Source organism: Streptomyces sp. NBC_01707, assembly GCF_041438805.1.
Lineage (GTDB): Bacteria > Actinomycetota > Actinomycetes > Streptomycetales > Streptomycetaceae > Streptomyces.
In genome coordinates this window covers 3,913,370-3,933,435 of the sequence record NZ_CP109190.1, presented here as the reverse complement: position 1 = coordinate 3,933,435, position 20,066 = coordinate 3,913,370, and the positions used below count along the sequence as shown (strand labels likewise).

Here is a 20,066-nt window from a genome sequence, read left to right as displayed (position 1 = left end):
CGCGCCGCGTGCGGCGGTTACCCGGCCATTGTGTCCTGCGTCGTGCCGAGCCCAGAGGTGCGCTCCCCCACAGTGTGCCCACCCGCCCCGCAGGAACAGTCGAGGTGCGCCCCGACCTGCTCCGACCGCCAGTCCAACAGCGGCAGAGCAGCCTCCCACCTGGCCCCTGTGCTGGCAGGCAGTTCGCCGTCCAGAAAGGCCAGCGCATGGGCCGCGGCGAGACCGGCCACCGCTGTCGCGAGCCCCAGGTCGCACGCCTGCACCGCATGGCGTCGCCCGGACCGCCACTGCGCCAGCATCCTCGGCCACTGCGGATCCCGGTCCGTGCGGGTCAGCGCCAGGCATCCCGCGCAGGCCGTACCGCCGGGCAGGACCAAGGGGCCGACCACACCGGTGGCCTCGATCACCCCGGCATAGAGATGTGGAATGCCCGACGCGATCCACGGTTCGGCGGCCCGGGGGTCGGGGGCGTACACCGCAAGACCGTCCCGAGGGGCGACCACGACCAACGACAGCCCAGGACCACCACTCGCAGACGGGCCACCCGCTGACGTGTCACCCGCCGCGGCGTCTGCCGTCCCCGTCGACCGCGGGGTGGAGCCGACGGCCGAGCGACGGACCAACTGCCGGGCCGCGGTGTCCCTGCGCTCTCCGACAGCCCCTGCCGGAAGCCCGCACGGCGCGATGTCCGAGGGTTCGGTGACCCCGCCGTCCAGGACCTCGACCCGGCCCACTCCGGACCCGGACAGCACCGCGGCGATCGCCGCACCGACCCGGCCGGCGCCTCTCACCTGGACCCGCATCGCACGGCGGGCTGCGAGTCTGCGCATCCCGCCGCCCGGTTCGGGGTGGATGACCGAGAGTGACGCGAGGTCGGGGCGCTGCCGTTCCAGGACGTCGGCCCTGTTCCGTAATGCTGCGGCTTCCGGGCCGCCGGCCCGTACATCGTCGATCAGTCCCGCGCTCGCCAAGCGCCGCACCAGTGTGTCCACTTGATGGTCCGCCAGATCCAGCTTCCGTGCCTCTTCGCGCAGCAGCGGGAGGCCGCGCGTTCCGTCGAGCAGTTCCAGGAAACTTCCGGTGGCGATATCCACCGGGCCGAGCTTCACCGCGTGAGCGCGTGTCACCCCGAATTGCACGGTGTCCCTGTCGCGCCAGGCGCGGCGCAGTGCGGGCTTCAACATCGGATGCATGGTTTCCCCGGTCTCTGTCCGTCGTGCCGGCCGGCGTCGGTGCGGTCCGTGCGCGATCTCTGCGCGATCTCTGTGATCGCTCTGCGGTCGCTCCGCGATCTCTGTGCGCGAGGCGTGGCCGGAGCTTCGCGAGATCCGTTGCCAGAATGCGGGCAGGCGTCGAAACGTGCAGAAAGTTGTCCACAGGTGGGGGCATTAGTCGTTCAAATGGTGCATGCCGTGGAGTGGATCAAGCGTCAACCGCCCCGGGGGCGGGACTTCCCGTACTGACAGCGGGTAACGTCGTGGCGTGCCCGCCGACCCGTCACCCGGCTTCGCCGGCGAGACCTCCGCGCGCAGCGCCGGACATTATCAGCGCAGCGCGGCCAGCCATCCGCCCCGCGTCTCGGCGACGAGCGCGGTCGAGGTCCGCAGGAGCAGCCGCCGCAGCAGAACGGTCTCCGCGTACCGGGAGGGCGACCGCACCATCGTGCTGATCCCCGCCAGGATGTCGGAGGCGGAGGAGCAGCGCTGGGTGAGCGTGATGCTCGACAAACTCGCGGCCCAGGAGAGCAAGCGCATCCTCGGTGACAGCGAACTCGCCGAGCGTGCCGAGCGGTTGTCCGACCTGTATTTCGACGGCCGGGCCAGACCTGTGTCGGTGCGGTGGGTGACCAACCAGAACACCCGATGGGGGTCCTGCACACCGGCGGAGGGCAGCATCCGTCTGTCGCACCGGTTGCAGGGCATGCCGGAGTACGTCGTCGACTACGTGCTCGTCCACGAGCTCGCGCATCTCCTGGTCCCCGGTCATGGTCCGCGGTTCTGGCGGCTGCTGGAGGCGTACCCGCGGACCGAGCGGGCTCGCGGCTATCTCGAAGGAGTGGTGGCGGCCGACCGGTTGCCGCATCTGCCGGCCGCCCGAAGCGAGTGACCTTCGGTGATTGTGTACCGGGTGTGTACCGACTCAGCTCAATGTCGGAGTTTGCGGCTAGCCTGGCGCGACGCATTTACATTCGGGATGGGGGACGGTCGTTACGCATGGCAAGGGAATTTCAACGCGGCCACAAGGCCAAGATCAGCGATCTCACGCCGGGGACGGACCTGTACGTAGGTGTGCAGATCTCCGGCCCGGGACTGACCTTTGACATCAGCTGCTTCGGCCTCGATGCCAATGAGCAGCTCTCCGACGACCGGTATTTCATCTTCTTCAACCAGCCGAAGTCGCCCGAGGAGTCCATTCAGCTCCTTGGTGCCCAGGCCGGTGACACCGAGTCGTTCCGCGTCACGCTGGACCGTATTCCGGCGAACATCCACAAGCTGTCGTTCACCGCGACCATCGACGGCGCGGGACAGATGTCGCAGGTCGGTCCGGGGTACATCCGCATCGTCGCGGGTGGCGAGGAAGTCGTCAGGTACGCCTTCACCGGCTCCGAGTTCACCACCGAGCGTGCGGTGATGCTGGGCGACTTCTATCTGAAGGACGTCTGGCGGTTCGCGGCCGTCGGCCAGGGATTCGACGGTGGCCTCGACGCGCTGCTGAAGAACTTCGGCGGTGAGGTCGCCGAGGAGGCGCCCGCCGCGCCGCAACAGCAGACAGCGGCCCCGTCGTTCGCCCCGCCCCCGCAGGCGACCGCCCCGGCCCCGTCCTTCGGCGCTCCGGCTGCCCCGCAGGCCCCCCAAGTCCCGCAGCCCGCCCCTTCCTTCGGGGCCCCGGCGGCGCAGGCTCCGGCCCCCACCCCGCAGCAGCAGATGCATGCAGCGCCGACGATCGCGGCGCCGATGCCGCCGATGGGTGGCACCGTACCGCCGCCCGCGCCGGCCCCGGCTCCGTACGGGCAGCCGGGCCAGCCGCCCCAGCAGCCGCAGTTCGGACAGGTCCCGGGCCAGCCCGTACCCGCCGCCCCCTACGGGCAGCAGGCTCCGCCTCAGTACGGGCAGCAGCCCCCCGGCATGCCCCAGGGCGTACCGCAAGGGGTGCCGCAGGCCGGTGCCGGCCTGCAGGCCGCGCTCCAGCCGTACAAGGAGACGGCCACCGGCCAGCGTTGGACCCCGCAGAACCAGCAGCTCATGCGGGTCGACCTCACCATGGGCGGTACGCCGGTGCTCGCCCGACAGGGCTCCATGGTGATGTACCAGGGCAAGGTCGACTTCAGCTACAAGGGCGCCGGTTTCGCCGGCCGCATCGTCGGCAACGCCACCGGCCAGGAGATGCAGCTGATGCGCTGTACCGGCCGGGGGCAGGTCTTCCTCGCCGAGGACGGCTCCCATCTGCACGCCATCGAGCTCCAGGGCGACGGCATCTGTGTCTCGGCGGAGAGCGTTCTCGCCTTCGACGAGTCGCTGCAGCACGAGGTCCGCAGGATCGAGGGCCACGGCATCCCCGGTGGTGCCCTGTTCACCATGCAGTTCCAGGGCACCGGGACGGTCATCGTCAAGACCCACGGCGTACCCGTCGTCCTGCCGGTCACACCGACCACGTTCGCCGACTGCAACGCCATCGTGGCCTGGTCGTCGGCGTCCCAGGTGATCATCTCCAGCCAGGTCCGGCTGCGCCGCAACGCGTACCCCGGGCACAGCGGGGAGACCGTGAACCTCCAGTTCCGGGGAGCCCCCGGCAACTTCATCGTCGTCCAGCCCTACGAGGTCTGAGGGAGCCCGTCATGAACCAGCAACTCGCGGGCTTCGCCCCGACCCCCGTCACGGCCCGGATGGAGAACCACGGCCGCACGATGCTCAAGGTCGCCATGGCCACCGGCCAGGACCTCTTCGCCCGTACCGGCTCGATGGTGTCGTACGAGGGCTTCATCCAGTACGAACCGAATCCGCCCGCCGTCCGTCAGATCGCCTCCCAGTGGATCACCGGCGAGGGCGCACCCCTGATGAAGTGCGCCGGTGACGGGCTGCTCTACCTCGCCGACTACGGCGCCGATGTGGTCGTCATCAATCTCAACAACGACTCCCTCTCGGTCAACGGCACCAACGTCCTGGCGTTCGACGGCCACCTCACCTGGGGCGTCGAGCGGGTCAAGGGGCTGGCCAAGTTCGCCGGCCAGGGCCTGTGGAACGTCTGCATCGCCGGCACCGGCTGGGTCGCCATCACCTCGCGCGGCACGCCGATCGTCGTGGACTGCGGACGCGGCGACGACGAGACCTACGTCGACCCGGACGCCCTCGTGGCGTGGTCCCCGAACCTCAAGGTGAAGGGCAAGCGCAGCTTCAAGGCCTCCTCGCTCATCGGGCGCGGAAGCGGCGAGGCGTACCAGATGGCGTTCTCCGGTCAGGGCATCGTCGTCGTCCAGCCGAGCGAGGACAGTACGGACCGCCTGCGGATCCGGAACTGAGGGGGAGGGAGAACACACCATGCAGAGTCCGCTTTTCAGCTACACGGAACAGCAGTCCCAGGAGCGGTACACCGTGCAGAACCCGCAGCTCCTGCGGGTCTCGCTGACCGGTCGCGACGACGTCCTCGCCCGCAAGGGCGCCATGGTCGCCTATCAGGGGCTGATGGAGTTCGACGGCGAGTACCAGTCGCACGGGCAGCGCCGGGCCCGCGCGAGCACCGGTGAGGGCCTCGACCTGATGCGCTGCTCCGGGCAGGGCACCGTCTACCTCGCAAACCTGGCGCAGTACGTCCATGTCGTGGACGTGGACCATGACGGCATGACGGTGGACAGCGCCTACGTCCTGGCGCTCGACTCGTCGCTGCACACCGAGGTCATCGCCGTGGACAGCCAGTACGGCATCTCGGGCACCGGCAAGTACCAGCTCAACATCTCCGGCACCGGCAAGGTCGCGCTGATGACCTCCGGCCAGCCGCTGATGATGCAGGTCACGCCCGACAAGTACGTCAACGTCGACGCCGATGCGATCGTCGCCTGGTCCAGCTCGCTGCGGGTGCAGATGCAGGCCCAGACGCACTCCTCCGGGGTCTGGCGGCGGCGTGGCAACACCGGCGAGGGCTGGGAGCTGAGCTTCCTCGGACAGGGCTTCGCCCTGGTCCAGCCCAGCGAGGTACTGCCCCCGCAGAGCGCCCAGATCGGCCAGGGGCTGCGCGCCCAGTACGGCATGGGCCAGCAGGGAGCGCACGCCCAGAACCAGAACAACGCCTGGAACTGAACCGCACCGCGCGGACACGGACAAGGGGCGACCTCCTGGGAGGCCGCCCCTTGTCCGCTGCGGTCCGTTACGGCTGCCGGCCGTCCTCCAGAGCCGCGCGTGCGCGCGCGACCAGGCGTACGACCGAGGCGTCGGCCACCTCGGCCACCTCGTCGTACGCGAACCAGTGCAGATCGAGCGACTCGTCGCTGATCTGCTCCGTGGCGCCCGACGGAGCCAGTGCCGCGTACTGCACATCCAGATGCCAGTGGCAGGGCGCCGGGATCGCATGCCGGTCCAGCGCCACCGGACCTCCCGACAGCAGCGTCAGACCGCTGATGCCGGATTCCTCGGTGGCTTCACGCAGCGCCGCGGCAGCCAGCGTGTCGTCCTCGGGCTCGCAGTGCCCGCCCATCTGCAGCCACATCTGCAGCTTCCGGTGCAGCGTCAGCAGAACCCGGCCGCGCTCCGGATCGACGACCAGCGCGCTGGCTGTCAGATGCCCGGCCCCGCAGGCCTTCCACATACCGTCCGGGTGCCGCGACAGATGGTCCAGATAGACCTGGCGCAGCTGCTCCTGGTCGGGGTCGGCCGAAGACTCGTACGTCTTCAGCACGAGTACCGCGTCGTCGTACAGGCTCACTGTTCGGTCTCGTCCTTGCCGTCGTTGCCGCCCTTGCCGTCCGCGTCGCCCCGGTCACCGGCGTCGCTCCGGTCGTCCGCGGGCGTCTGGCTACCCTTCGCGGCGTCGCCGAGCATCTTGTCCAGCTCGGAGAAGTCCAGGTGCTCGTGGTGCACGAACCCGTCCGGGTCGTCCAGGTCACCGGCGGTCGGCAGCATGTCCGGGTGCGCCCAGAGCGCGTCGCGACCGTCGAGACCGCGCGCGTCCGTGAGCGACGCCCACAGGCGCGAGGCGTCCCGCAGCCGCCGCGGTCGCAGCTGGAGGCCGATCAGTGTGGCGAAGGTCTGTTCGGCGGGACCGCCGGAGGCGCGCCGCCTGCGCATCGTCTCGCGCAGTGCGTCGGCCGACGTCAGCCGGGCCTTCGCGGCCTCGTGCACCACCGCGTCGACCCAGCCCTCGACCAGGGCCAGCGCCGTCTCCAGCCGGGCCAGCGCGGCCTTCTGCTCCGGCGTGTCCTCCGGTTGGAACATGCCTTGCTGAAGGGCGTCCTGCAGCTGCTCGGGCTGCGACGGGTCGAACTGGCCGACCACGTCCTCCAGCTTGCTGGTGTCGACCTTGATGCCGCGCGCGTACCCCTCGACCGCGCCGAAAAGGTGCGAGCGCAGCCACGGCACATGAGCGAAGAGCCGCTGGTGGGCGGCCTCACGCAGGGCGAGATACAGCCGCACCTCGTCCTGCGGCACGCTCAGGTCCTTGCCGAATCGCTCGACGTTCAGCGGAAGCAGCGCGGCCTTTCCGGCCGGGCCCAGCGGAAGTCCGATATCGGTCGAACCGACGACCTCGCCCGCCAGCACGCCCACGGCCTGCCCGATCTGCTGGCCGAACATCGCGCCGCCCATCGACCGCATCATGCCGATCAGCGGGCCGGCCATCGCCTGCATCTCCTCGGGGAGCACATCGCCCATGGCGAGGCCGACGCGCTCAGCCACCGGGTCGACCAGCTTCTGCCAGGCGGGGAGGGACGCCTCGACCCACTCCGCACGGCTCCACGCCACGGTCGAGACGGAACCGGACGGCATCGACGTCACCCCGTCCAGCCAGAGATCGGCCAGCCGCAGGGCCTCGTCGACCGCGGCCCGCTCCGACGGACCGACGCTCGCGTCCTTCGTGCCGTCCGGGGTGCCCTGGGCGACCGTCTGGCGGGCGATCTGCTTGGCCATGTCCCAGTTCACGGGACCGCCCTCGTAGCTCAGCATCTGGCCGAGCTGCTGGAAGGCGGCTCCCAGGTCGTTCGGGTTCATCGTGCCGAACATCGCCGCGAACGGGTTGTCCCCGCCCGCGCCCGGCCCGAAGCCGAACGGGTTCGCAGGCCCGCCCGAACCCTGCCCACCTCCGGCGGGGTCCTTCTTCTTGCCCTCGTCGCCGTCTTCCGGCTCCTCCGGCGGAAGGCCGAATCCGAATGGGGTGTCACTCACGGGTTTCCTCGGCTCGTAGGGCCGCCGGCTCGAACCGACGGCGACTGCCCGACATCACCATCCAGCGTAGACACCAAGCCCGCTCGGGGCCTCAGTGCTCCGCCGACTCCCGGCCTGCGGCAGGATGGACGCCACCTGGTACGTACGCGTCATTCGGGTACGTACTGAAGACAACCGCTGGAGACGCCCGGTGAGTTCCCCAGATCCTCAGGTTCGCGCAGCGCGAAACCTGGCCGACCTTTCGCCCGAGAGCAAACCGTCGAAGAGCCGCTCCAAGAGCCGCGGCCCCGTCGTCGCGGTCACCGGTGCCGCGACCGGCGTCGGTGAGCTGCTCACCGCACGCCTCGCGGCTTCCGAGGAGATCAAGCAGGTCATCGCCATCGACGAGCGCCGCGGCGAGGTCTCCGAGGCGATCTGGCACATCCTCGACGTACGCGACCCCGCCATCGCCGAGAAGCTGCGCGGCGCGGACGTCGTCGTCCATCTGGCACTCGATCTCGACCTCGAGACCGACCCCGCCGCCCGTACCGCGTACAACGTCCGCGGCACCCAGACCGTGCTGACGGCCGCCGCGGCCGTCGGGGTCCACCGGGTCGTGCTCTGCACCTCGGCGATGGTCTACGGGGCGCTTCCCGACAATGACATCCCGCTCGCCGAGGACGCCGAACTGCGTGCCACGGCGGAGGCCACCGGCGTCGGCGACCTCCTGGAGATCGAACGGCTCGGGCGCCGCGCACCCCGAGCCCATCCCGGCCTCAATGTGACCGTGGTCCGCCCCACCGTCCTGGTCGGTGGTACGGACACGGCGCTGACCCGCTACTTCGAGTCGCCGCGCCTCCTGGTCGTCGCCGGATCGCGCCCCACCTGGCAGTTCTGCCACGTCGACGACCTGGTCACGGCACTGGAGTACGCCGCGCTGGAGAAGATCGACGGAGAGTTCGCGGTCGGCTGCGACGGCTGGCTGGAACAGCAGGAGGTCGAGGAGCTCAGTGGCGTCCGCCGGATGGAGCTGCCCTCCGCGGTCGCCCTCGGCGCCGCCGCCCGGCTGCACCGGATCGGCCTCACCCCGTCCCCGGCGGGTGACCTCGCGTACACGATGCACCCCTGGGTGGTCAGTGTCAGCCGTCTGCACGACGCCGGCTGGCGTCCCGGGTGGACCAACGAGGAGGTGCTCGCCGCTCTCCTCGAAGAGGTCGAGGGCCGCCACACCGTCGCGGGGCGCAGGCTCGGCCGCAAGGACGCCACCGCGGCCGGCGCCGCCGGTGCGACCGTGGCGCTGCTCGGCACCGCCGCCCTGGTCCGCCGCGCCCGCAAGGCCCGCCGCCGCATCTGAGACGTGTCCGGCCGCGGTACGGCGGGCAGGACCGGGCCGGGGCGCCCCGGGGCTGTAGAAGGCTCCAAGGCGGCCGGCGGCCCGCCGGTGGAAAGCGCTATTCCGCGATGTCGGTGCCGTGCGGCACCATGGGCCCCATGGCATCCACCCATGACCACCCCGGCGAGCAGGCGGCGCAGGACCCGATCCGGCTGCTGGAGATCCGGGACACGCCGCTGTCCGTCGACGAGATCTTCCGCGCCGCCGGGGACGACGCCGCGGGGGGCACAGCGCTCTTCGTCGGCACGGTGCGCAATCACGACGGCGGTCAGGACGTCGGCGCGCTCGGCTACTCCTGCCATCCGTCGGCGCAGGACGAGATGCGCCGGGTGGCCGAGAAGGTCGTCGCCGAGTTCCCGGTCCGGGCACTGGCCGCTGTCCACCGAGTGGGTGAACTGGAGGTCGGAGACCTGGCCGTCGTCGTCGCCGTCTCCTGCCCGCACCGTGCGGAGGCATTCGCGGCGTGCCGCAAGCTCATCGACGACCTCAAGCACGAGGTTCCGATCTGGAAGCACCAGCGGTTCTCGGACGGTACGGAGGAATGGGTGGGCGCCTGCTGAGCGCAAACCGGACCGGCTACATCGGCCCCGATTTGCGTAACCGCACCCCTGCCCTGAGCGTTGGATCTGCAGAGGACTAATCTGCTCATCGGTCAGTTGCGGTCGCTCATGGCGTGGGGAGGTAGTGATGGCAGCACTCGCCTGGTTGCTGATTCCGCTTTTCGCTGCTTTCGGTGCTGCGATATGGGGAAGCTGGGCCGCCCGTAATCGCACGACCGGTGATGTCACCGAACTCGCCGGATATGCCCGGTTCCGTGAAGCGATGGAAAGATCCGACTCCGGTTCCGACGCCGCCTGACGCGGCACCGAACGTACGCAGTCGCCAATCCGGATCCCGGCGCCGACTGCCCCGCCACCCGGCACAGCACGACGCCCGGCCCTCCGCCCGTACGGACCGGCCCCGGCGGTGCACTGACAGACCCTTCCCGTACTGTCGTTCCATGCCACGCCGCACCGCGACGATGCTCGCCTCCACGCTGATCCTCATCGCGCTGCTCTGCGCAGGCGTGCTGATCCCAGTGCCGTATTCGGAGATGTCTCCCGGGCCGACGGTGAACACGCTCGGTAAGGTCGCCGGCGATCCGGTCCTGCAGATCTCCGGGCATCGGACGTACAAGACGTCCGGCAACCTCAACATGACGACGGTCAGGGTCACCGGCGCCGACTACAACATGAACCTCGTCGAGGCCGTCTACGGCTGGCTGGCCCACGACAGCGTGGTCGTTCCGCACGACACGCTGTACCCGGGGGGCAAGACCGAGGAGCAGTCGACCCAGGAGAACGCCGAGGAGTTCAGCCAGTCCCAGGAGAGCGCCAAGGTCGCCGCCCTGACCGAGCTGGGCATCCCGGTGACGTCGCGCGTCGTGGTCTCCACGGTGATCAAGGACAGCCCCGCGCAGGGCAAGCTGCACGCCGGTGATGTGATCAAGGCGGTCGACGGCACGGCGGTCGAGCAGCCCGAGGACGTCGCGAAGTTCGTCACCAAGCACAAGCCGGGGGAGAACGTCACCTTCACGGTGATCCCGGCCAAGACGGCGGCGGCGGCCGAGAAGGCCGGCAAGCAGCCCGAGGGCACCGAGAAGATCATCATCACGACGAAGAAGGCGCCCAAGGAGAACCGGGCGATCGTCGGAATCCAGGCCGGGACGGACCACACGTTCCCGTTCGAGATCGACATCAAGCTCGCCGACGTCGGCGGCCCGAGCGCGGGGCTGATGTTCTCCCTCGGCATCGTCGACAAGCTCACGCCCGGTCAGCTGACCGGCGGCAAGTTCATCGCGGGCACCGGCACCATCGACGACCAGGGCAAGGTCGGCCCGATCGGCGGCATCAACATGAAGCTGGTCGGCGCGCGCAACGCGGGCGCCAGGTACTTCCTGACGCCGGGCGACAACTGCAAGGCCGCCGCCTCCGACACCCCCGGCGGGCTCACCCTGGTCAAGGTGAAGACGATCGACGACGCGAAGAAGTCGCTGGAGAAGATCCGCGTCGGCGACACGGCCGGCCTGCCGAGCTGCTCGGCAGGCTGACCGCGCCGCCCCTGACCGCAGCGGGCGGTTCCGCCCGCTGCGGTCAGGACTCGAACGTGGCGGCCAGCGCCTCGGCGAGCCCCGGCACCAGGCCGGCGCCGGTCAGCACCTCGGTCGGGGAGTCCTTCTCCCGGAGCCGTACGGCTGACTCCCGCGCACCGTTGCGCAGGACGGCCACGGTCATCCGCACCTCCTGCCGGTCGGGGTGCTTGGCGACCCACTTGGTCAGCTGGGCGTCGCTGAGCCCCTCCGGTACGGAGGACTCGGCGGACGGCGGCAGCATCAGGCGCTCCACCGTCATGGCGCAGCCCGCGACCGCGTCGGGCCAGGCGATCGTGGCGAGGAACTCGTCCAGCGCCTTTCCGGGGGGAAGCTCCTCCTGCTCGATGGGGGTGAGTGCGGCGGTCGTGGAATCGGAGCTGTCGAGACCGAGCTGGGCGGCGAGGCCGGGCTCCTGGACGCGCAGCTTGGCGGTGTCGACGAGCGCGAAGAGCCGGGCCGGCTGGTCCCAGCCGAGGCCGGAGGCGTACTCGTCGATTTCGAGCACGGCGACAGTCAGGGGGCTCGCGGCCATCGGGGGGCCTGAGGGGGAAACGTTGGACATGCTCGACATCCTCCCTCGTTCTGCCCCGGGAACGGGAACTAGGTAAAGCCTCAGTAAGTTGCATAGGTGGGCTCTACGATCGCTGGGCCTGCTTCACACGACCGCGAACTTCGAGGGGCGCACGTTGGCTTTCCAGATGCCGGACCGCGGCGGGGGCCCGACCGGGCCACGGATCAGAGTCGGCCGCCCGTCCCGGCGCGCCCGTACCCTGCTCATGACACTGGGCGTCCTGGCGATTCTCGCCATGGTGTTCGTCATGTTCTCCGGGTTCTGGACGGACTGGCTCTGGTACCGGTCGGTCGCGTATTCGTCCGTCTTCACCACCACCCTGTGGACCAAGATCGGGCTGTTCCTCGTCTTCGGACTGCTGATGGCGATCGCCGTCGGCGTGAACATCTGGCTCGCGCACCGGCTCCGGCCGCCGCTGAGCGCGATGTCGCTGGAGCAGCAGAGCCTGGACCGCTACCGGATGAGTCTCGCCCCGTACAAGAGGTGGGTGCTGCTGGCGATCACCGCGCTCGTCGGGCTGATCGCCGGAGCGTCCGCCTCGGGCCAGTGGCGTACGTGGCTGATGTACGTGAACGGCGTGTCGTTCGGGCAGAAGGACCCCCAGTTCCACCTGGACGTGTCCTTCTACGCCTTCGACCTGCCGTGGTACCGCTTCCTGCTGGGCTTCGGCTTCGCGGCCACGGTGCTCTCGCTGATCGCCGCCGCCCTGACCCACTACCTGTACGGCGGGCTCCGCATCACCAGCCCCGGCGCGCGGGCGACCGGCGCGGCCACCGGCCACCTGTCGGTGCTGCTCGGCGTCTTCGTCTCGCTGAAGGCCGTGGCGTACTGGCTCGACCGGTACGGCCTCGCCGTGAAGTCCAGTGACTTCAAGGCGACGGACAACTGGACGGGCCTGCGGTACGTCGACGCCAACGCGTACCTGCCGGCGAAGACGATCCTGTTCTGCATCGCCGCGATCTGCGCCGTGCTGTTCTTCGCGACTCTGTGGCGCCGCACCTGGCAGCTCCCGGTGATCGGGTTCGGCCTGATGGTGCTCTCGGCGATCCTGATCGGCGGGCTGTACCCGGCGATCGTGCAGAAGTTCCAGGTCCAGCCCAACGAGCAGGCCAAGGAAGCCCCGTTCATCCGCAAGAACATCGAGGCGACGCGGGACGCGTACGACATCGATGACGCGCAGGTGGACGACTACACGGGCAAGAGCACCACGACCGACGACGCGAAGCTGCGTGCCAGCGCGGACGAAGCGGCGAGCTACCGGGTGATGGACCCCAACGTCGTCTCCCCGGCCTTCCAGCAGCTCCAGCAGAAGAGGAACTACTACCAGTTCCCCAAGACGCTGGACGTCGACCGCTACAAGGACGCCGCCGGCAAGGACCAGGACACGGTCATCGGTCTGCGCGAGCTCAATCTGGACGGCATCCCCAAGCGCAACTGGATCAACGACCACTTCACGTACACCCACGGCTACGGCGCCATCGCCGCCCGGGGCACCACGACGGGCAAGAACCCGAAGGGCTCCCCGGACTTCACCGAGTCCGGTCTGCCGACCACAGGCGAGCTCGGCACGTACGAGCAGCAGATCTACTACGGCGAGAAGACCGAGCAGTACTCCATCGTCGGCGGGCCCCAGAAGGAGCTCGACTACGAGGAGGACGGCGAGAGGACCACCAGCTACAAGGGCAACAGCGGGGTCAGTCTCGGCAGCGCGTTCAACCGCGCCGCGTACGCGGTGTCGTTCAGCGAGCCGCAGATCCTCTACTCGGGGGCCATCGGCAACGGCTCGCGGATTCTGTACAACCGCACGCCGAAGGAGCGCGTCGAGGCGGTCGCCCCGTGGCTGACCATCGACGGCGACGCCTATCCGGCCGTGGTGAACCACCGCATCCAGTGGGTCGTCGACGCGTACACCACCACCAACGGGTACCCGTACGCCTCGCGTACGACGCTCGGGGACACCACGGCCGACTCGCTCACCACCAACCAGCGTGCGGTCGTCGCCCAGCAGAACCAGGTCAACTACATCCGCAACTCGGTGAAGGCCACCGTCGACGCGTACGACGGCAAGGTCAAGCTGTACGAGTGGGACACCGAGGACCCGGTCCTCAAGACCTGGCGCAAGGCGTTCCCCGGGACGGTGGAGCCGCGGTCCGACATCCCCAAGGACCTGATGGACCACCTGCGGTACCCGCAGGACCTGTTCAAGGTCCAGCGCGAGCTGCTCACCCGCTACCACGTCACCAACCCCGCACAGTTCTACAGCGGCAGTGACGCGTGGCAGGTCCCGGACGACCCGACCAACAAGGAGTCCGGCGCCGTCCCGCCGTACTACCTGAGCATAAAGATGCCGGACCAGACGGCCCAGAAGTTCTCGCTGACCACCACCTTCACTCCGAAGGGGCGGCCCGACCTCGGGGCGTTCATGGCAGTGGATGCGGATGCGGCCAGCAAGGACTACGGCACGATAAGGCTGTTGAGAGTCACCACGACGGTGAAGGGACCCGGCCAGGTACAGAGCGAGCTCAACGGCAACGACGACGTCGCCGAGTTCGTGAGAAACCTCAAGGGCACCGACTCCGACATCGAGTACGGCAACCTGCTGACCGTGCCGCTCGACGGCGGCTTCCTGTACGTCGAGCCGGTGTACACGCGCGGTGGCACGCAGAACTATCCGCTGCTGCGCAAGGTCGCCGCGTCGTACGGTTCGAAGACCGTCTTCGAGAACAGCCTCGGGGAGGCGCTCAACGCGGTCTTCGGAGTGGAGGAGACCGGCACCAGCCAGCCGCCGGCGGAGACCACCCGGCCACCGGGCACGAAGCCGCCGGCCACCGGTGACGCCGCGCTGAAGCAGGCGATCGCGGATGCGCAGAGGGCTTACACCGAAGGCGAGGCAGCCCTGAAGAAGCAGGACTGGAGCGCCTACGGCAAGGCCCAGGCGGATCTGGAGGACGCGCTGCGGCGTGCGGCTGCGGCTCAGCCCAAGACGGAGAAGAGCGGCTGAGCGGCGGCCGGTAGAAACGGGTAAGGCACCACCTTCGCGTCGTGGTACGGTTTGAACACAACGACGCGGGGTGGAGCAGCTCGGTAGCTCGCTGGGCTCATAACCCAGAGGTCGCAGGTTCAAATCCTGTCCCCGCTACTGAAAGACGAAGGCCCGGATCCTTTCGAGGATCCGGGCCTTCGTCGTGTCGCGGAGACTTTCTCGCGCGAAGGGTCTGAAGTGCGGTTCGCGGGGCACGTGTTGGCTCCGAACGTGTTTGACTTATCTCTCTGTGGGCATGTCGACAAAACGCTGAAGTGACCTCACTGGCCGCGATATACGAGGTGTACGCGGGTTGCAGGTGGTGGGACGATGGTATTTATGGGGGACAGGGCAACTCTGTTGGAGACAGGGCGGTTTGTGCAGCGGCGCGTCCATGAGATGGAAAACATGGCAGATGCGGCTTTTGCTGCCCATGTCACGGATGACGCCGAGGCTGTCCGGGCTGTCCAGGTCTTCGAGAACGATGGGACCGCCGGGGATCCGGAACCGTCACGCAACGCCGAGAGCACCGAGGGCATCGAGAGCACCGAGAGCACGGAGACCGCCGAGAGCGAGGTACGGCACCGTCGCGCCGCCGACGCCGGAGACACCGCGTCGATGAGCGTCCTCGGTGCGCTTCTGCTGCGCCGAGGCGACCTCAACGGCGCCGAACCCTATCTGCGTGCGGCCACCGCCGACGGCGACCGGGCCGCCGCCAACAACCTGGGTGTCCTCCTCCACCAGCGCGGCTATGCCGACGAGGCGGCCGGCTGGTGGCGTATCGCCGCCGTCGCCGGTTCCGCCGCCGCGGCCCACGCGCTGGGACGCCACTACCGCGAGCGTGGCGACGAGCCGGGCGCCGAGTACTGGCTGCGCCAGTCCGCCGAGCAGGGCCACGCGCTGGGCGCGTACGCCCTCGCCGACCTGCTGGAACACCGCAGCGACGTCGGCGCCGAGCGCTGGCTGCGCGCCGCCGCCGAGCAGGGGCACCGAGAGGCCGCGTACCGCCTGGCGCGGACCCTGGAGAGCAAGGCCGCCGACGACCCGCACGACGCGTTCGGCCGCCCGGCGGCGGACGCCGGGCTGGGGACGGGCCTGCCTGCGCGCAGCGCGGCCGCCGACGACACCGGAACCGGGACCGGTGTGTGCAAGGCGGGCCGCGCGGACGGGCGCAAGGACGACGGACCGGTGGCGGGCCCCGCCGCCGGGCGCATCGGCGAGGCCGAGCAGTGGTACCGGCAGGCCGCAGCGCGCGGTCACCGACGTGCCGCGCTGCACCTCGGCGCCATTCTGGAGCAGCGCGGTGAGCTCAAGGAGGCCGGCCGCTGGTACCTCACCTCCGCCAAGAGCGGCGAGGCCCGGGCAGCCTGTGCGCTCGGCTTCCTGCTGCGCGACGCGGGGGACGAGGAGAGCGCGGCCGTGTGGTGGCTGCGCGCCGCCCAGGAGGGCGACGGCAACGCGGCCAATGCCCTGGGCGCCCTGCACGCCGCCCGTGGCGAGCAGCAGACCGCCGAGCGCTGGTACCGCGCCGCCATGGACGCGGGCGACGTCAACGGCGCGTACAACCTGGGGCTGCTCTGCGCCGCCCAGGACCGTACACCGCAGGCCGAGCAGTGGTACCGACGTGCCGCCTACGCCGGCCACCGCGAGGCCGCCAACGCCCTGGCCGTGCTGCTGCTCCAGGCGGGCGACGCGACCGGTGCGCAGCCCTGGTTCTCCAAGGCCGCCGAGGCGGGCAGCGTCGACGCCGCCTTCAACCTCGGCATTCTGCACGCCGGGCGCGACGAGGACCGGGTGGCTCTGACCTGGTACGAGAGGGCTGCGGCCGCCGGGCACACCGAGGCCGCGCTGCAGGTCGGCATGGCCCTGCTGCACCACGGTGAGGAGCAGGAGGCCGAACGCCATCTGCGCTGCGCCGCGGGCGGCGGCAGCGCCGAGGCGGCCTTCCGGCTGGCCGGCGTGCTGGACTCGCGCCAGCCGCCGCCGGGACCGCCCGGGCTCGGTGAGCCGATGCCGGAGAAGACCGAGTGCGAGGCCTGGTACGAGCGGGCCGCCGAGCAGGGGCACCGCCGCGCCCAGGTGCGGGTCGGCATGCTCGCCGCCTCCCGCGGTGACCTGGAGAGCGCCGCGCGCTGGTACCGCGAGGCCGCCGAGTCGGGCAGCCGCAACGGTGCCTTCAACCTGGGGCTGCTCCTCGCCCGTGAGGGCAGCGAGCGTGAGGCCGCCCTGTGGTGGAGCCGCGCAGCGAACGACGGCCACGGCCGGGCCGCGCTGCGGCTGGCCCTGCTCGCCGCCCGCCGCGGCGAGCTCACCGAGGGGCAGCGCTGGTGCGCGCGTGCGGTCGAGCTGGGCCCGGCGGAGGTCGCCGAGCGGGCCGCCAGGCTCCGTGAGGCCCTGCACCAGGAGCTGACCGCATAGCGGTGTGCGGGGGTGCGGCACGGGCGTCGCGGGGGCGGCGGGCCCCCGCGACACCGCGCTTCCCGCAGTCGGCAGGAACAGATTTGCGCTGGTCCAGGGCGTCACGTAATGTTGTGTTCACGACGCGGGGTGGAGCAGCTCGGTAGCTCGCTGGGCTCATAACCCAGAGGTCGCAGGTTCAAATCCTGTCCCCGCTACTGAAGACAGAAGGCCGGATCCTTTCGAGGATCCGGCCTTCTGTGCATGCCGCCTTCTGCGCATGCCGTTCGGGCGCCGCGTCAGAGCCTGTGGCCCACCGCCTCCCCGTACATCGCCCGGTCGACGGCCTTCTCCTCCGGTACCGGCGGCTTCCCCTCCGAGACGCCCGCGTCGCTGTACGCCTGCTGCAGCCGGTCCGTCGTGCCCTTCCGGATCTCCCAGTCCATCCGCATGGACGGCGTCGACCGCAGCGTCGCCTCGTCGATCTTCATCAGCTTCGCAAGCTCCGTCACGAAGGCGGGATCGGACTTGTAGTCCCCGGCGAAATAGGTGTTCACCGTCCGGATGTAGGCGCGGAGAAAGGCGACACCCGCATCCGGGTCCTCGGTCAGCAGCGTCGGGCCGAAGAGCAGACCGCCGAGCGGTTCGCCGACCGGCTGGCCGCCCAGGAACGCGTACCGCTTGTCGCCGTCCACCTTGCGCCAGACCGGGTCGAGCAGCCAGGCGGAGTCCACGCCGCCGTTCTGCAGGGCGGTCAGTACGTCCGCGGAGCCGAGCTGCTGGAAACTGATCTTGTCGAGGCCGCCGCCGTGTTTCTGCAGCGAGGTGTCCATCGGATACGCGATGACCGAGCCCTTGCCGATCATCGTGCCCATCCTGCGGCCCGCCATGTCGACGTGTTCGGCGCTCTCGCCCTCCTTGAGGCGCACCCAGAGGCCGCTCTTGGAGGTGGGATCGGGGGAGAAGTTCCCTGCCACCCACTTGATGTCGAAGCCGCCGTTGATGCCGTTCATCACGGCCGCCTCGGGGGCTGCCCACTGGGCGTCGACATCGCCCTTGGCGAGCAGTGGCAAGGCGTCCGGGGTGGGAAGAACCTTCAGTTCGACGTCCAGGCCCTCCTTGGTGAACTCGCCCTTCGCCACGGCGACCTGGAGCGGGGCGACGTACTCCGCACTGAGTGTGCCGGTGGCGACGGTGATCTTCCGTTTCTTCGCCAGCGGTCGAGGGGCGGGCGCGCCCTTGTCGCAGCGGGCCGGTGTGCGGTCGGCCGCCAGATCGGCCGGGTCGGTCCAGCTGCCGGCGCCGCAGCCGGCGACGGGCTTGACGGTGCGCGGCGCGACATCGGCGCCGCCACTGCCGGAATCGTTCTTGGCGCAGCCCGCCGCGGCGAGCAGCGATGTCGTGACGAGCGCCAGCGTGCAGATGAGAGGGGTACGTGTGCGCACAGTGCCTCCGTACGAAGAACTCGGTGGAGCCGATGGGGTGCCGTTCACGACTGGTTGCGGCCGCGGTCGCGCGGCGCCCACGGGGTGAGCAGCCGTCCGGCGATCCGCACCACTTCGGAGAAGACGACGCCGAGGACCGCCACGCAGACGATGCCGACGAACATCACGTCGTTCCGGAACAGTGCCCGGGAGTCGAAGATCAGATGGCCGAGCCCGTCGGCCGCCGCGATCTGCTCGGACGCCACGATGACCAGGACGGCCACGCCCGCCGCGATCCGCGCGCCGACCAGCACCGCGGGCAGCGAGGCGGGCAGCAGCACGTGCCGGAACATCTGCCAGGGCGAGGCGCCGAAGACCTGACCGGCGTCGCGGTGACCGATCGGGACGGCGAGGACGGCCGCCATCGTGGAGATCCAGACGAAGAAGAAGACCGTGGCGGCGACCAGAGCGATCTGCGGCCCTTCGCCGAGGCCGAACATGTTGAGGAAGACCGGCAGCAGGGCCAGCTTCGGTACGACGTACAGGGCGTCGAGCAACGGCTCCAGCGCCGCGCGTACGAGCGAGAGCGACCCCATCAGCAGGCCGAGCGCGTACCCGGCGACGGTCCCGATCGCATAGCCGCCGAGGACCCGCTTGAGCGTGGCCCACACATCCGGCCACAGATCGCCGTCGGCCGCCCGGTCCCAGCCGTCCGCAAGGATGGTGGACGGGGCAGGGTAGACGCGGTCGTCGATCCAGGACCGGGCGGCGGCCAGCTGCCAGAGCAGGACGAGAACCAGCGGCACGGCGACGGCGAGCGCCAGCTCCAGGGCGCGGCGCCTGCGATGGGTGCGTACGGGATGCAGCTCCCGCGGGCCCGGCCTGCGCACCAGGACGGTTCCACCCTCCTGGGGTGTTTCCTTCACAGCGGTGCTCATGCCGGGATCACCTCCTTGCGGACCTCGCCGCGCAGCAGTTCCCACAACTCGCTCTTCAGCGCGGTGAATTCGGGTGCCGAACGGACGTCGCCGGTGCGCGGACGGGCGAACGGCGGCCGGCGTTCGGCAATGATCCGGCCCGGCCTGGCGGACATCACCAGTACCCGGTCACCGAGGACGATCGCCTCTTCCAGGCTGTGGGTGATGAAGAGCGTGGTGGTACGGGTGGTCTGGGTGAGGTCGAGCAGCTCGTCCTGGAGGATCGTCCGCAGTTGGGCGTCGAGCGCCGCGAACGGCTCGTCCATCAGCAGGATTTCGGGTTCGACGGCGAGGGCGCGGGCGATCGCGACGCGTTGCCGCATCCCGCCTGAGAGAGCAGCTGGATAGGCGCCGGCGAACTCGGAGAGCCCCATCCGGGCGAGCCAGTCACGTGCCCTGGCATCGGCCTGCTTGCGCGGTACGCGCTGGACGTCGAGGCCGAACCGGACATTGGCGAGAACGGTCTTCCAGTCGTAGATGCCGTAGTCCTGGAAGATCATGGCGGCCGGGCGGGGCGATGCCGTGCGGATGGACAGCTCGCCGGTGCTGGGACGGAGCAGCCCGGCGGCGATCCGCAGCAGGGTGGACTTGCCGCAGCCGGAGGGGCCGACGATGCAGGTGAACTCGCCGGGCGCGATGTCGAGATCGACGGGGCCGAGGGCGGTGAGCGCCTTGGCGCCGCGCCCGAACGTGCGGGTGAGCGCCTGGGCCCGGAGCGTGGGGGCGGTGGGTGTGGGCGGTGGGGTGAGTGACGGTGTGGTCGGGTGCGGATCTCCCACGGTCTCTCCTCGCACGGTCGAGGTGT

General features: G+C 70.0%; 17 protein-coding genes and 2 tRNA genes. 12 read left to right on the top strand and 7 right to left on the bottom strand.

Translation table 11 applies throughout. The annotated features are described in order from the left end of the window. Positions 1-17: 17 nt before the first annotated feature. Entirely contained in the window at positions 18-1,193 is a 1,176-nt protein-coding gene (locus tag OG963_RS17605) for a ThiF family adenylyltransferase (protein ID WP_093772706.1), read from the bottom strand. A gap of 289 nt (positions 1,194-1,482) precedes the next feature. On the opposite strand from OG963_RS17605, the gene OG963_RS17600 reads away from it, so the two are divergent. The 4 genes from OG963_RS17600 (at position 1,483) to OG963_RS17585 (ending at position 5,291) form a co-directional block, all read left to right on the top strand. Then, positions 1,483-2,106: a M48 family metallopeptidase gene (locus OG963_RS17600; protein WP_371799224.1), complete on the top strand. Its 624-nt coding sequence runs from the start codon at positions 1,483-1,485 to the stop codon at positions 2,104-2,106. Positions 2,107-2,213: 107 nt separating this feature from the next. After that, entirely contained in the window at positions 2,214-3,824 is a 1,611-nt protein-coding gene (locus tag OG963_RS17595) for a TerD family protein (RefSeq protein WP_093772704.1), read from the top strand. An 11-nt stretch (positions 3,825-3,835) separates the two neighbouring features. Then, the gene (locus OG963_RS17590) at positions 3,836-4,516 is read left to right on the top strand and encodes an AIM24 family protein (protein WP_030915534.1); all 681 of its coding nucleotides are present in this window, start codon (positions 3,836-3,838) and stop codon (positions 4,514-4,516) included. A gap of 19 nt (positions 4,517-4,535) precedes the next feature. Continuing rightward, positions 4,536-5,291, top strand: coding sequence for an AIM24 family protein (locus OG963_RS17585; RefSeq protein WP_030915538.1), 756 nt, complete (start codon positions 4,536-4,538; stop codon positions 5,289-5,291). Positions 5,292-5,358: 67 nt separating this feature from the next. Here OG963_RS17585 and OG963_RS17580 read toward each other — a convergent pair whose 3' ends face one another. Both OG963_RS17580 and OG963_RS17575 read right to left on the bottom strand, forming a co-directional pair. Next, positions 5,359-5,913 (bottom strand): NUDIX hydrolase, encoded by a 555-nt coding sequence (locus tag OG963_RS17580; protein WP_371799223.1) that lies wholly within the window; start codon positions 5,911-5,913, stop codon positions 5,359-5,361. Next, positions 5,910-7,367 carry a zinc-dependent metalloprotease gene (locus OG963_RS17575; RefSeq protein ID WP_093772700.1) on the bottom strand — a complete coding sequence of 486 codons (1,458 nt, stop codon included), beginning with the start codon at positions 7,365-7,367 and terminating at the stop codon, positions 5,910-5,912. The genes OG963_RS17580 and OG963_RS17575 overlap by 4 nt, the downstream gene beginning before the upstream one ends. Positions 7,368-7,557: 190 nt before the next feature. Here OG963_RS17575 and OG963_RS17570 point away from each other — a divergent pair, with 190 nt between their 5' ends. The 4 genes from OG963_RS17570 (at position 7,558) to OG963_RS17555 (ending at position 10,828) form a co-directional block, all read left to right on the top strand. Beyond that, positions 7,558-8,700 carry an SDR family oxidoreductase gene (locus OG963_RS17570; protein WP_030915547.1) on the top strand — a complete coding sequence of 381 codons (1,143 nt, stop codon included), beginning with the start codon at positions 7,558-7,560 and terminating at the stop codon, positions 8,698-8,700. A 137-nt stretch (positions 8,701-8,837) separates the two neighbouring features. Beyond that, entirely contained in the window at positions 8,838-9,299 is a 462-nt protein-coding gene (locus tag OG963_RS17565) for a molybdenum cofactor biosynthesis protein MoaE (protein WP_030915550.1), read from the top strand. A gap of 127 nt (positions 9,300-9,426) precedes the next feature. After that, positions 9,427-9,597: a hypothetical protein gene (locus OG963_RS17560; RefSeq protein WP_176902138.1), complete on the top strand. Its 171-nt coding sequence runs from the start codon at positions 9,427-9,429 to the stop codon at positions 9,595-9,597. A gap of 142 nt (positions 9,598-9,739) precedes the next feature. Further along, positions 9,740-10,828, top strand: coding sequence for a PDZ domain-containing protein (locus OG963_RS17555; RefSeq protein ID WP_030915552.1), 1,089 nt, complete (start codon positions 9,740-9,742; stop codon positions 10,826-10,828). Positions 10,829-10,871: 43 nt separating this feature from the next. Here the strand turns inward: OG963_RS17555 and OG963_RS17550 are convergent, their stop codons facing one another. Beyond that, positions 10,872-11,441, bottom strand: a complete 570-nt coding sequence (locus OG963_RS17550) for a PPA1309 family protein (protein WP_256223421.1) — start codon at positions 11,439-11,441, stop codon at positions 10,872-10,874. A 127-nt stretch (positions 11,442-11,568) separates the two neighbouring features. Between OG963_RS17550 and OG963_RS17545 the strand changes: the two genes are divergently transcribed. The 4 genes from OG963_RS17545 to OG963_RS17530 all read left to right on the top strand — a co-directional run bounded on the left by OG963_RS17545 (position 11,569) and on the right by OG963_RS17530 (position 17,078). Continuing rightward, positions 11,569-14,442, top strand: coding sequence for a UPF0182 family protein (locus tag OG963_RS17545; protein WP_093772694.1), 2,874 nt, complete (start codon positions 11,569-11,571; stop codon positions 14,440-14,442). 64 nt (positions 14,443-14,506) lie between these two features. Next, positions 14,507-14,580, top strand: a tRNA-Met gene (locus OG963_RS17540). A gap of 213 nt (positions 14,581-14,793) precedes the next feature. Further along, a complete protein-coding gene (locus tag OG963_RS17535; RefSeq protein WP_371799222.1) occupies positions 14,794-16,881 on the top strand; it encodes a sel1 repeat family protein in 2,088 nt (695 codons plus the stop codon). A 123-nt stretch (positions 16,882-17,004) separates the two neighbouring features. After that, a tRNA-Met gene (locus tag OG963_RS17530) sits at positions 17,005-17,078 on the top strand. An 81-nt stretch (positions 17,079-17,159) separates the two neighbouring features. Here OG963_RS17530 and OG963_RS17525 read toward each other — a convergent pair. The 3 genes from OG963_RS17525 to OG963_RS17515 are packed head-to-tail and all read right to left on the bottom strand — an operon-like array spanning position 17,160 to position 20,040. After that, on the bottom strand, positions 17,160-18,305 hold the full coding sequence (locus tag OG963_RS17525; protein WP_319328837.1) for an ABC transporter substrate-binding protein: 1,146 nt from the start codon (positions 18,303-18,305) through the stop codon (positions 17,160-17,162). Between the two features lie 44 nt (positions 18,306-18,349). Next, on the bottom strand, positions 18,350-19,222 hold the full coding sequence (locus OG963_RS17520) for an ABC transporter permease (RefSeq protein ID WP_093772690.1): 873 nt from the start codon (positions 19,220-19,222) through the stop codon (positions 18,350-18,352). Continuing rightward, positions 19,219-20,040, bottom strand: coding sequence for an ABC transporter ATP-binding protein (locus OG963_RS17515; protein ID WP_093772688.1), 822 nt, complete (start codon positions 20,038-20,040; stop codon positions 19,219-19,221). Before OG963_RS17515 ends, OG963_RS17520 begins: the two co-directional genes overlap by 4 nt. Positions 20,041-20,066: the final 26 nt, after the last annotated feature.

Bases quoted from the DNA above. Each gene is read 5' to 3' on its own strand.
- OG963_RS17605 (WP_093772706.1), bottom strand. From the start codon at position 1,193: ATGCATCCGATGTTGAAGCCCGCACTGCGCCGCGCCTGGCGCGACAGG.
- OG963_RS17595 (WP_093772704.1), top strand. From the start codon at position 2,214: ATGGCAAGGGAATTTCAACGCGGCCACAAGGCCAAGATCAGCGATCTC.
- OG963_RS17590 (WP_030915534.1), top strand. From the start codon at position 3,836: ATGAACCAGCAACTCGCGGGCTTCGCCCCGACCCCCGTCACGGCCCGG.
- OG963_RS17585 (WP_030915538.1), top strand. From the start codon at position 4,536: ATGCAGAGTCCGCTTTTCAGCTACACGGAACAGCAGTCCCAGGAGCGG.
- OG963_RS17565 (WP_030915550.1), top strand. From the start codon at position 8,838: ATGGCATCCACCCATGACCACCCCGGCGAGCAGGCGGCGCAGGACCCG.
- OG963_RS17560 (WP_176902138.1), top strand. From the start codon at position 9,427: ATGGCAGCACTCGCCTGGTTGCTGATTCCGCTTTTCGCTGCTTTCGGT.
- OG963_RS17555 (WP_030915552.1), top strand. From the start codon at position 9,740: ATGCCACGCCGCACCGCGACGATGCTCGCCTCCACGCTGATCCTCATC.
- OG963_RS17550 (WP_256223421.1), bottom strand. From the start codon at position 11,441: ATGTCGAGCATGTCCAACGTTTCCCCCTCAGGCCCCCCGATGGCCGCG.
- OG963_RS17545 (WP_093772694.1), top strand. From the start codon at position 11,569: ATGCCGGACCGCGGCGGGGGCCCGACCGGGCCACGGATCAGAGTCGGC.
- OG963_RS17535 (WP_371799222.1), top strand. From the start codon at position 14,794: ATGGTATTTATGGGGGACAGGGCAACTCTGTTGGAGACAGGGCGGTTT.
- OG963_RS17520 (WP_093772690.1), bottom strand. From the start codon at position 19,222: ATGAGCACCGCTGTGAAGGAAACACCCCAGGAGGGTGGAACCGTCCTG.